At 35.1% G+C, this 11,976-nt stretch carries 8 protein-coding genes and 1 riboswitch; of the genes, 2 read left to right on the forward strand and 6 right to left on the reverse strand.

Annotation, left to right across the window (positions count from 1 at the left end; translation table 11 throughout):
- Nucleotides 1–297: 297 nt before the first annotated feature.
- The 3 genes from ACM39_RS10215 to ACM39_RS10225 all read right to left on the reverse strand — a co-directional run bounded on the left by ACM39_RS10215 (nucleotide 298) and on the right by ACM39_RS10225 (nucleotide 6,402).
- The gene (locus ACM39_RS10215; protein ID WP_048511010.1) at nucleotides 298–1,791 is read right to left on the reverse strand and encodes a RagB/SusD family nutrient uptake outer membrane protein; all 1,494 of its coding nucleotides are present in this window, start codon (nucleotides 1,789–1,791) and stop codon (nucleotides 298–300) included.
- A 19-nt stretch (nucleotides 1,792–1,810) separates the two neighbouring features.
- Entirely contained in the window at nucleotides 1,811–4,720 is a 2,910-nt protein-coding gene (locus ACM39_RS10220) for a SusC/RagA family TonB-linked outer membrane protein (RefSeq protein WP_048510925.1), read from the reverse strand.
- A gap of 83 nt (nucleotides 4,721–4,803) precedes the next feature.
- Nucleotides 4,804–4,902: riboswitch (SAM riboswitch) on the reverse strand.
- Between the two features lie 249 nt (nucleotides 4,903–5,151).
- Entirely contained in the window at nucleotides 5,152–6,402 is a 1,251-nt protein-coding gene (locus ACM39_RS10225) for a hypothetical protein (RefSeq protein WP_048510926.1), read from the reverse strand.
- 476 nt (nucleotides 6,403–6,878) lie between these two features.
- Here ACM39_RS10225 and ACM39_RS10230 point away from each other — a divergent pair, with 476 nt between their 5' ends.
- Both ACM39_RS10230 and ACM39_RS10235 read left to right on the forward strand, forming a co-directional pair.
- Entirely contained in the window at nucleotides 6,879–7,871 is a 993-nt protein-coding gene (locus ACM39_RS10230; protein WP_048510927.1) for a helix-turn-helix domain-containing protein, read from the forward strand.
- A gap of 30 nt (nucleotides 7,872–7,901) precedes the next feature.
- Nucleotides 7,902–8,309, forward strand: a complete 408-nt coding sequence (locus ACM39_RS10235) for a type II 3-dehydroquinate dehydratase (protein WP_048510928.1) — start codon at nucleotides 7,902–7,904, stop codon at nucleotides 8,307–8,309.
- A gap of 97 nt (nucleotides 8,310–8,406) precedes the next feature.
- Here the strand turns inward: ACM39_RS10235 and pckA are convergent, their stop codons facing one another.
- The 3 genes from pckA to fabD form a co-directional block, all read right to left on the reverse strand.
- Nucleotides 8,407–10,026, reverse strand: a complete 1,620-nt coding sequence (gene pckA / locus ACM39_RS10240; protein WP_048510929.1) for a phosphoenolpyruvate carboxykinase (ATP) — start codon at nucleotides 10,024–10,026, stop codon at nucleotides 8,407–8,409.
- 130 nt (nucleotides 10,027–10,156) lie between these two features.
- A complete protein-coding gene (locus ACM39_RS10245; protein WP_048510930.1) occupies nucleotides 10,157–11,059 on the reverse strand; it encodes a GYDIA family GHMP kinase in 903 nt (300 codons plus the stop codon).
- A 10-nt stretch (nucleotides 11,060–11,069) separates the two neighbouring features.
- On the reverse strand, nucleotides 11,070–11,945 hold the full coding sequence (fabD, locus tag ACM39_RS10250) for an ACP S-malonyltransferase (RefSeq protein ID WP_048510931.1): 876 nt from the start codon (nucleotides 11,943–11,945) through the stop codon (nucleotides 11,070–11,072).
- Nucleotides 11,946–11,976 lie beyond the last annotated feature (31 nt).

Raw genomic sequence — 11,976 nt, forward strand, 5'->3', positions numbered from 1 at the left:
GGGACAAAGGTAGAATATTTTTATAAATGTAATTTAATTTTTAATATTTTGAAAAATTCTGTTTTAATAAAATTTTCATTATTGGTAAGTTAGATACCCCCAGAATAAACAATTTATCTATTAAACAAAATAATGAAATTAATATAACTATGAAAAACAATATTGGATTTTTGCTACTATTACTCATCAATTGCACTTCTAATACAAGTATTCATGATCTCAGATATAATTCTCGTCAATTGGGAGTTCATTAGAAGGTACCATAAAAAATAGCCTTTGCAATTGCAAAGGCTATTTTTACAAATTCGGATTATTCTCCACCTCCTTCTGCGGAATAGAAAACAAATAATATCTACTATTCGGAGCAAAAGCAGACTGGTCAGGAAAAGCATAAATTGTATGACCTCTTCCGTTTACACTTTTGACGGTTCCATCAGGAGTAGTGATCTGCACCTGAATTGCCTGTCCGATTGAATTGGTATAAGGTTTCCTTACCACAGTTCCCTGCGTTCTGATAATGTCCGACAAAGAAAATCCTTCTCCGAACAATTCTTTTCTTCTTTCAATTAAAACTTCTTTAACTACATTTTCCTGAGTCAAAGAACCGATATAAAGATTGGCATTTCTAGCTGATTTCAGTTCATTCAAAACGGCTACTGCATTGGTTATATTTCCGTTTCTTGCTTCAGCTTCAGCTTCAATTAAATACATTTCGGCTGCTCTCATATAGACGATATCGGCAATTAAATTGGCTTTAAATTTGAACTTAGCATATCTCAGAAGCCCTTCCCTGCCCGGAAGTCCGTCCCAAGAAAATAAAGAATATCGAATATCATTCGTATCAAACAAATCTTTAAAATAAGGATCTGCCATAAAGCTGTAATAATAACTTCCCGAAGACGAAACATCTAAAAAGTGGAAAGCATAACTCTCACTCGACTGTTCCTGCGTTTGCCCGTGTCCCCAAATCCATTCTCCGTTGCTGATATCATTGAAGCCTTCCTTATATTTTTCGGCAGTCATCAAAGGATATCCCGCTCTCGCAGCTTTTGCAGCAGTTGCAGCTTTTGCCCATTCTCCTGTATTCAGATATGTTCTTGCTAAAAGTCCGTTTACAACAGCTTTATCAATTTTATCTTTATTGTTTCTTGTATAATTTTGAAGCAATTGATCAGCATCTGTCAAATCACTTTTAATCAAAGTATAGATTTCTTCCAAACTTGCTCTTTTGTTCGGCTTAGAATTAGTGGTTGTCGGTTCTGTATAAATTGGTGCCGTTAAAGCCGTTTTATCTTTTAAATAACTAAACTGATAAAAACTCGCCAAATTCAGATAACAAAAAGCACGTAATGTTTTTGCCTGACCTTTCACCTGATTTTTCTTTTCCTGACTTCCTTCAGTAGCATCTATTCTTGCAATAACATTATTCATATTGTTGATTGTAGAATATAATAAGCTCCAAATAAAAAGCGGTCGGCTTCCCGTATTATTCACTAAATCTGTGAAAGCATAAGCATTCGGAAATCCATATTTATTGGTCAAAACCGCTACATCGCTTCCCATCGCATCACTCGTTCTCAAAACCGTTGAGTAACCGATGTTGGCATACGTTGTTCCATCATCATTAAATTTCGCCCAAGTTCCATTAATTACCGTTTCCGCATTATCAGCAGTTTTAAAAACTTCTTCTTCATTCGCCTGATTAGTTGGAGCCGTTTCCAAATCACTTTCACAACTTACCAAAGATAAAGCAGCGAATAAAGCAAAGGATAAATATTTTATTTTTTTCATTGTTTTCATTTAAAATGGTTTAAAGAGTAGCCTGAAGTCCAAAAGTTACCGTTCTCATCGCCGGATATCTGTAATAAGTCGTTCCGTCTAATGTTTGTTCCGGATCCATTCCTTTATGCTTGTAGAAAGTCAATAAGTTTTCCCCCTGTACATAAATTCTGAATTTTTTCAAGCCTAATTTTGCAAAATAATCGGATGGAAGTGTATAACCGATACTTAGATTTTTTAATCTTGCATAGGTTGCAGAATATAAAAATCTTGATGAGGTTGATGTCCAGTTATTCGTAGTTGTGCTCAATGCCGGAACATTTGTATAAGGGTTTTCAGGAGTCCACCTGTTAAGCATTTCAGCGCTCCACGACCTTCCGGCAAGATTTCCGCTTGACATAATTGCGGTGTAATCTGTATCTAGCACTTTACCGCCAATCCTGAAGGATAATAATGCCGATAAGTCAAAATTCTTATAATTAACGCTCGTTGTAATTCCTCCAACCAATTTCGGGAGTGCCGAACCTTGAATTTCCCTCGTAGCTTTAGCATATTCCGAAGTTGTACCTTCTACTGTTTGTCCGTTTGCATCTGTCGTTACGGTTTTCCAAAGTGGCTTTCCGTTATCGGGATCTACTCCAGCCCAAGTCGGAAGGTAAAAATCATATACTGAACCTCCTACAGTTAAAAGTTTTGTTCCACTGATAATAGATGTTTGTGGCAATTTTGTGATTTTATTGCTTAAAGTGCTTAAATTCACATCGACATTCCATTCAAAATCTTGTGTTTTAAACGGTGTTGTGAATAATGAAAATTCAAAACCTGTATTTTGTAATGTTCCGATATTTGCCTGAAACCCTGTAAATCCTAAAGAAGGAGCCATCGGCATTTCAAACAGTAAATCCTGACTTTGGCGCTTGAAATATTCTATATTTCCTTTAATTCTATTATTAAGAATTGTGAATTCAAGACCTAAATTTAAATTGAGATTTGTCTCCCATTTCAAATCGGGTGTCGGAAGATTGCTTGCAACGGTTCCCGGCTCACCTAGATTATTGTAAAATTTATATAAACTTTGATATGCGTAATATGTTTTAAGCTTATCATTTCCCTGGCCTCCATAACTTGCACGCAGTGTCAGTTGATTGAAGAAATTTAAATCCTTGATAAAATCTTCATTGGAAGCTTTCCAAGAACCACCGACTGACCAGAAAGCTCCCCATCTTTTTTCCGGTGAAAATCTGGAAGAAGCGTCAGATCTTACCGATCCTGAAACGAAATATTTATTTTGATAATCATATTCCGCTTTGCCTAAGAAACTTAGAAGTCCCAATTTATCACTGTTTCCCGTGAAACCTCCTAACAGAGCAGCCGCATCCGGTTCATAATAATACGGAAGTGAAAACTGAGTTCTGTTACCCGAAATCGTCTGATACTCATAATGATAAAATTCTTGCCCAGCCAAAAGGTTGATATGATGCAGCCCAAATTTCTTATCATAGGTCAAAATATTACTCGTTGTATAAGAAAGTGTTCTGGAATTAGTTCTCGTTACTGCCCCGCCAATTTCCGTGCCTTCACCAAGCAATGGATTTGTGTAATAATGACCGTTATAATTCACCAAATCAACAGAAAAACTCGTTTTAAATTTTAATTCAGGCAAAAATGTAAATTCTGCAAATCCTTTTCCTGAAAAGTTATCTTCTCTGTTTTCATTTTTATCTAAAGGTAAGGTTGCCGCTAAATTCTGATTTTGTAAAGCGTTTGTCGGCCTGTATTTTCCGAAGTCATAAATATAGTTCCCACCGGCATCCAGTTTATAGCTTCCATCTGCGTTTCTTTCATAGTAAGGATAAAATGAAGGAATACTTCGCCCCACATTAATAATATTCTCCGAACTGGAATCAGAAGAAGGCGGTGCCAATTGGATACTGTTCGTATAGCTTAAATTGGCCCCAACGTTCAGCCATTTTTTAACTTCAGAATTTAATTTTAACCTCGTACTGTATTTTTTGAACCCAGACTCAATCGCAATTCCTTTATCATCCAAATAGCCTAATGAAAAATAGTAATTGCTTTTCTCACTTCCGCCACTAACATCCAAATCTACCTGATTTCTGGAAGCAACACGCTGAAGAACATCTGCCCAGTTATCATTCCACAGAGCGTTTGCACCCGGCAGTAATTTTCCGTCTGTTCCTACCGGTTTAGGAAAATTGGCTCCGTATGGATTAATTCCCAAAGCATTCACTAAACCATCTGTCGCCATCTGAGCTGCCTGCTGAGCCGCAATGTTGTTAGCAACAAATCCGTTTCTCATCGCTTCCCAATACAATTCGAAATACTGGTCTGTACTTACCTGGGCATAATCTTTTACTGCTCTCGAGGAGAATCCCTGACTGATATTAAAATTAATTCTGGACTCTCCTTTTTTACCTGATTTTGTCGTAACAATGATAACCCCGTTTGCCCCTCTTGAACCGTACAAAGCACTGGCAGTAGCATCTTTCAGGACACTAATAGATTCAATATCGTTTGGGCTGATGGTATTGATATTTCCGTCAAAAGGAAGTCCGTCTACGACATACAAAGGATCACTTGAAGCACTTAAAGAGCCTATTCCACGGATACGAACAGAGGCCACAGAACCAGGCTGCCCGGAAGAACTTACCGCCTGAAGCCCAGGAACCTGACCTTCCAATGCTTTTGTAATATTGGTAACAGGCCTGTTGTTGATTTTCTCACTCGAAATTGTTGCCACAGAACCTGTGTAACTGTTTTTTTTAGCTTTACCGTATGCTACAATCACCACCTCATCAATCTCTTTTTCATGAAGTGTATCTTTTTTTGCTTCCTGCCCCTTCACATTAGCAATTCCTAAGAAAAACACAGCGACTGGCGGAATCCAAATTTTAAAATTAAATGAATTTTTGCTAATCATAATCAATTTTGTTTAACATTAATTTAAACATCAGCCCTTATAAAAAAGACAACAAAGGGCATCAATAAATATGATTAACCTATTGCTTATCTTTCCTTTTTTGAGGCTGAATGTAACACCTTGCGATTTGCAGGTTGTTAAGATTTCACAGGGTCAGTTCCCTCCATCTTTCTTTATAAGCCGATCGAAATATGGATGCAAAGCTAAAAACAATTAGTCTACAAAACAAGTAGACTTTAAAATTTTTGATTATAATTTTATGAGAATTAAGTTAAATTTATTTTAAAAACCACCAAAATAAGGAGTTATAAAAATTATCAATTTTTTAAATATGAGAAATATCATTAAAAATAATGCAATTAACAAAACCCTAAAAAGAGCTGCCTTTTACAGACAACTCTTAAAAAATATTTATAATAATATCTAAATAATTAATATAATCGCTGAATAGAAATATAAACTTCCAAGGTATTATCCGCAGTAGAAGGATCCGAGGTTGTATTGCCATTTCCATTACCTGTGGCAATAGATTTATTATCAATACGCAGTACATAATAAACCCTGTACCATTTGTTATCAGCCGTGGTTACATCAAAAGTTACTGTCTCATTTCTTCCTTGGGTTAGGTAAACACCATCATCAAACTGAGCATAATTATTTGGCAAAATTAATAGGTTTGCTCCGTGTGAATCTCCCGTATGAGTTGACACTTCAGAAACCCAGACTTTCGCATTCGAAGCTGTAATATTATAAAGACGAGGATCCATATTTGTACTTGCACCGGTTCCATCAAATGCTCCCGGGGAAGTTATGAAAGCATCAATTCTAAATGTATTATTCAGCACAGGCAAATCTGTAAGATATTGACTTAATAGAAATGACGATGTTTTACGAGGAATAGATGAATGATAAAACACCAAATCCCCTGGGGAAATTCCATCACCTGCTCCAATGGTCGCACTACAAGTTTGTCCCCCGATTGTTAACGGAAAAGTTGTAGAAACAGGGCTTGTCACAGTGGGCGTTCCTGAAATTGTATAGCTAAGTGTCCCTGAACCGGAATTAAAATTTCCTGCAGATAAAGTTGCGGTAAGCCCATTTACAGGACCAATAGTCTGAGCCGGATACACCCCTCCATTTCCTCCTGTGTAAGGAACATTCATCGCACCCGTAAAAGGAACTCCTGCTGTATACGTACTTGGAGAAAGCGTAATTGCGTTACAAGTAATGCTTCCTAAAGTTCCAGGCGCTAATGAACCATTGTTAAATGTTCTCCATTCCGTTCCATTCCAAAAAACATAACCGTTGTAGGTAAGTCCGCCGGTTCCTAAATTATAAACCAATAGTCCCGTTGCAGGTGAAGGTATAGTCACCTGGTCCGTTTGAGAAGTCAAAGCAACCTTAGGACCAAGAAACCCTTTTTTATTACCCGACGGTAAACCATCTACATTGATATCGAGAATTGCAGATGCATTTGGTGTATTTGTCCCAATACCTACACTTCCATTCGAAGTAACAACAAAATCGTTAGACTGCTGTAATGCAGTTGAGACTCCTGTCACAGCATTATCTCTTGATCCATCTACATGAAAAATGCCTTGAGGATTAGCTGTATTAATCCCAACTTGCGTATACGCTGATACAAAAGCTAAACTTGTAATTAATAAAATAATTTTCTTCATAATAATTGTTTAAAAAAGTTAACATCAAAAGAGGGTTTTGAGGGTGAATACCTCTCAGGAATTATCATTTATGTTTTTAGAATCTCAACGATCTCATTTCTCATCTCTTATATTTTTCTTTTAAAATCTTATATTTCATTATCATGTTTCTTTTATCAAATATCAATTCTGTTTGCAACAAAAAGCCCTTAAATACTTTACATTTTTTTCTATAATTTTGTAAAATGAAAAAAAGGAATTTAATTCATGTTAAATCATGATTATTTTCAAAGAAAAGAAAACATTCATTTGAAATATTTTTATTTAAAAACTATTTTGCAAAATTATTTTTGTTGATAAATCAAAAAAGAGTCAGATAAATGATAATCCCGAAAATGATTTATATTAAATTATCAATTTAAAAATCAAGCAGTTAATAAAGTCATTTTCAGGAATTCATTACGTTTTATTTAAAATAAATCTACTTAAACACACAAATGAGCTCAAAACATGAACAAATAGAAAAATTAAAACATGAACTGATGGACAGGTATGTCATTCTTATGATTAGTATCTTAGGAATTTATGCCGGTATTTTTACTTTCTATATTCATGATAAAGTGATGTCTTGGTATTTAACTGCCGGGCTGATTTTTATAGGCTACAGTTATTCACTAATGCGGAAAAGATTTCCTACCAATACAATTGTTCATTTGTATTTAATCCTAGCGCCTTTATATAATTTTTATGTAATGCTTGCTTTTTGGAATAATTCCGTTGCAAGTTTTTGCTGGTTATTACCTATTCCATTAGGAGCCTATATCTTTTTTACCAAAAAAGAAGTATTGGCTTATACATTTTATATTCTGTTTATCATTATAATCGGCTATATTATTGCCAATAATCTGCAAATCGATTTTCCCAAACACACTCAAAAAGAAGTAATATTCACAGACACTATTCTGATTACGTCAAATATATTAGTAGTTACCTTGCTAATATATTATAAAGATAAAATCAAAAAACTTGAAATATTATCTGAATTCAGCCAAACCGAATCAATACAAAAAGAGAAAATAACTGTCACAGAGTTTATGTCAGAGGATAATGATGCCGACAATGAAAATATGGAAAAGCTTTTCTCCAAAATAGAAGAATCTATGACAGCAAATATGCTTTTTAAAGACGTTAAATTTAATCTTTCAGCATTGAGCGTTGCGTTGGAAGTTAATAGTACTTATATATCCAAAGCTATTCGGTATAAGGGTTTTCCAAATTTCAACAACTATCTTAATACTTATAGAATAAACTATGTAAAAAAGTTGTTTAACGAAGTTGATTTTCAGAAAACCACGTTGATGTATGTTTATACAGAGGCCGGATTTTCGAACCAATCGACATTCAATAGGGTTTTCAAACAAATTGAAGGAATTACGCCTTCAGAATATTTCCAGCGAAATCTCAAAAACAATAGCAAAAGCAGTGTTTAAAAAATATTATCTTTGAATAAATTATTTTCAATGAAAGTTCTTATCATCAACGGCCCAAATTTAAATTTACTCGGAACCAGAGAACCTGAAATTTACGGAACAGTTTCTATGGAAAATTATTTAGAGAATTTAAAATCTGAATTTCCATTTCATGAATTAAAATATTACCAGTCAAATATTGAAGGAGAAATTATTAACAGGATTCAGGAAGACGATTTTGAAGCCTTGGTGATTAACCCCGGAGCTTTTACACACTACTCTTATGCTATTGCTGATTGTTTAAAGAATATTCAGAAGCAAAAAATAGAAATTCATATTAGTAATATTTACAAAAGAGAAGAATTTCGGCAAAGATCTGTCACTGCAGCAAATACTGATGCTGTTTTATGCGGTTTCGGAATGAATGGGTATAGACTGGCAATCTTAAGTTTAAAATAAATTTCACAGCTTTTACAAATATTTCATTATAATCTGTGAAATCTGTAGGTATAAATAGGAAATAAAAATCCCCATCGTTTTGATGAGGATTTTTTATTTAGTTAGTTGTTTGCTCCTGCAACTGAGGACCAGAGGCAATAAGCTTCTTGCCCTCTTCTGTATTACAATATTGATCAAAGTTCTTAATATATCTTGAAGCTAAATCTTTAGCTTTCTCTTCCCACTCAGAAGCGTTATTGTAAGTATTTCTTGGATCCAGAATACCTTCAGAAACGTTTGGCAATTCAGTAGGAACTTCTAAGTTCATAATTGGAATTCTAGTTTTTGGAGCATCTTCGATAGAACCGTCAATGATTGCATCAATGATAGCTCTTGTATCCTTCAAAGAAATTCTCTTCCCAGTACCATTCCAGCCTGTATTCACCAAATATGCTTTTGCTCCGTGTTCTTTCATTTTACCAATTAATGTTTTAGAATACATGGTTGGGTGTAAAGTCAGAAACGCTTCTCCGAATGCAGGAGAGAAAGACGGTTCAGGTTCTGTGATTCCTCTTTCAGTTCCCGCTAATTTTGAAGTATATCCGCAAAGGAAGTGATATTGAGCCTGATTTTCATCTAAAACTGAAACCGGTGGCAATACTCCGAAAGCATCAGCAGAAAGGTAGACAATTTTCTTTGCGTGTCCTGCTTTTGAAGGCAAAACGATCTTATTGATATGATAAATAGGGTAAGAAACTCTCGTGTTTTCAGTAATTGATCCATCTGCATAATCAGCTACTCCATTATTTACCACTACATTTTCAAGAAGTGCATCTCTTTTGATTGCCCTGAAAATATCCGGTTCTTTTTCCTCAGAAAGATCAATAACTTTTGCATAGCAGCCACCCTCATAGTTGAATACACCATTGTTATCCCAACCATGTTCATCATCACCAATCAAATATCTTTTTGGGTCAGCTGACAAAGTAGTTTTTCCCGTTCCTGAAAGACCAAAGAAAAGGGCAACATCTCCTTCTTCACCTACGTTTGCAGAGCAGTGCATAGAAGCCATACCCTTCAACGGAAGGTAATAATTCATCATTGCAAACATCCCTTTTTTCATTTCTCCCCCATACCAGGTACCTCCGATAATCTGAAGTTTCTCAGTAAGGTTAAACATTACGAAGTTTTCAGAATTCAATCCTTGAGTTTCCCAGTTCGGGTTTGTTGTTTTAGAACCGTTGATTACTGTAAAATCAGGTTCTCCGAAGTTTTCCAGCTCGTAGTGAGAAGGACGGATAAACATATTAGTAACGAAATGCGCCTGCCACGCTACTTCAACGATGAACCTTACTTTTAATCTTGTATCTGCATTTGTTCCACAAAAAGCATCTACTACATAAATTTTCTTAGATGTAGAAAGTTGGTTCAGCACTAAATCTTTACAAGACTGGAAAATTTCTGTTGTCGTAGGTAAATTTACTTTACCATCCCAGAAAATTGTTTCTCTTGTAACATCATCCTGAACTATATACCTGTCTTTAGGAGAACGACCTGTGAAAATTCCTGTTTTTACCGATACTGCCCCAGATTCTGTAAGCTCAGCTTTCTCAAAGCCCTGATTTTCAGGAGCAACTTCAGCCTGGTATAATTCTTCGTAAGAAGGATTATAGACGACTTCGTAATTTCCTTTAATCCCTAATTTTTCTAAATCTTGGATGATTTTAGCGTGTTTCATTTTACTTATATTTTCTATTTCTTTTTTGGGTTCAACAAAATTAAATATTAATTAATTGTTAAAGGTGGTTAAATATAATGATATAAGTCAGAATGACAAATAAAAAATAAGCCCTATAAGAATTTGAAAATCAACGTATTATTTCATTCCACTGGAAAACAGTATGAAAACCTTTTCCCCAAAAATAGTCCTTAAAGCCATCAAATTTTGAGGTCATGACAAAATCTCCACCCCAGGCTCCCAAACTTTTTACAAAAACAGGACAATCTGAGAAAAATTTAGTTTTAACTGTAGGAATTTCAAGAAAATCTGATATTTTTTGCTCATGAATTAACATTAGCTCAGAAAAATTTTCCAATTCGTTACATAGCAAAATATTTCTTGTAAGATCCGAAAATTCATCTACTAGTTTTTGAGACTTCATTTTAGACCTGTAAAAATTAATTCCTTCACGGCTATCCTGCTTTTGATTTAGATGAATAAAAATGAGCTCATTTTTAAAGGAAGGATTAAAATTTATCTTCTCATATTTTATCTCAGGCCTGCTCTGAAAAAGAACGGCTGATTTCTCTTTTGCAACTGCAATATCATAACCACTTCCTCCCAAACTGAGAGAATTCAAATGAAAAGGATCAACTTCAGCCCACTCCGCAAGATTATTCATCAAAGTTGAACTGCTTCCCAGGCCATAATCTGCAGGAAACTGAAGATTTGTTTTTAAATGATAAGTAAAATTATTTCTGAATTTAGCTATAGAAAGTAACTGAACGTTTTTTAAGGTTTTTAAAATAAATTCAGCACTTGAAAGAATATTAGTTTCCAGAATCTGCCAGTTTTTGTAATCAATGACAGCTTTTAACCATAATTTATTTTGATGATAGGCCTCCCAAAAAATCAGGGATTTCTCATCTTCGTTTTCTTCAAAAGAAAACTCTTGTCCCAGTTTGGTAGGTACCGCCAGGACAAGAGCTCCGTCTATTGCGAAATATTCTGAAGTAAGCATAAGCTTTCCCGGTGAAAATATCTCGCCCATATTTGTTTAATTAGATTGCAGATGCAACATTTACAGAAGGATCAATTTTTTTGATTAACCCCTGAAGCGTTTTTCCAGGTCCTACTTCTACAAAGTTATCCGCTCCGTCTTTAATCATATTTTGAACAGATTGTGTCCATTTCACAGGACCTGTCAATTGTGCGATAAGATTTTGTTTGATTTCTTCAGGATTTATAATTGCAGTCGTCGTGATATTCTGATAAACAGGAATCGTCGCTTTTCTGAATTTTGTTTTTTCAATCGCAGCAGCCAGTCTCTCTTGTGCAGGCTGCATCAATGGAGAATGAAATGCTCCGTTTACAGGCAGTAACAATGCTCTTTTTGCTCCTGCTTCTTTCAACTTTACGCAAGCCTCTTCAACAGCAACTGTTTCACCTGAAATTACTAACTGTCCGGGACAGTTATAATTTGCTGGAACTACAATTCCGCTGATTTGAGCACAAATTTCCTCAACTTTAGCGTCTTCCAGTCCTAAAATTGCAGCCATAGAGCTTGGATTAGCATTACAAGCATCCTGCATAGCTTTTGCTCTTTCGGAAACCAATTTCAGACCATCATCAAAAGATAAAACTCCATTAGCAACCAACGCCGAAAATTCTCCTAAAGAATGTCCCGCAACCATTTCAGCTCCAAGACCGTTCACTGCTTTAAGAGCAGCTACTGAATGTATAAAAATTGAAGGCTGGGTAACCTCCGTTTTTTTAAGATCTTCATCCGTTCCGTTAAACATAATGGAAAGGATATCAAACCCTAAAATTTCGTTGGCAGATTCCATCAAGTCCTTAATGTCTTTTCTAGAATCATACAATTCCTTTCCCATTCCTACGAACTGAGAACCCTGCCCAGGAAATACAAGTGCTTTCATGTATTAATTTAAAATATTTTGCAAATATAAA

Source organism: Chryseobacterium sp. FH2 (assembly GCF_001045455.1).
GTDB lineage: Bacteria > Bacteroidota > Bacteroidia > Flavobacteriales > Weeksellaceae > Chryseobacterium.

Coding starts and splice junctions, on each gene's coding strand:
- ACM39_RS10215 (WP_048511010.1), bottom strand. CDS start 1,791: ATGAAAAAAATAAAATATTTATCCTTTGCTTTATTCGCTGCTTTATCT.
- ACM39_RS10220 (WP_048510925.1), bottom strand. CDS start 4,720: ATGATTAGCAAAAATTCATTTAATTTTAAAATTTGGATTCCGCCAGTC.
- ACM39_RS10225 (WP_048510926.1), bottom strand. CDS start 6,402: ATGAAGAAAATTATTTTATTAATTACAAGTTTAGCTTTTGTATCAGCG.
- ACM39_RS10230 (WP_048510927.1), top strand. CDS start 6,879: ATGAGCTCAAAACATGAACAAATAGAAAAATTAAAACATGAACTGATG.
- ACM39_RS10235 (WP_048510928.1), top strand. CDS start 7,902: ATGAAAGTTCTTATCATCAACGGCCCAAATTTAAATTTACTCGGAACC.
- pckA (WP_048510929.1), bottom strand. CDS start 10,026: ATGAAACACGCTAAAATCATCCAAGATTTAGAAAAATTAGGGATTAAA.
- ACM39_RS10245 (WP_048510930.1), bottom strand. CDS start 11,059: ATGGGCGAGATATTTTCACCGGGAAAGCTTATGCTTACTTCAGAATAT.
- fabD (WP_048510931.1), bottom strand. CDS start 11,945: ATGAAAGCACTTGTATTTCCTGGGCAGGGTTCTCAGTTCGTAGGAATG.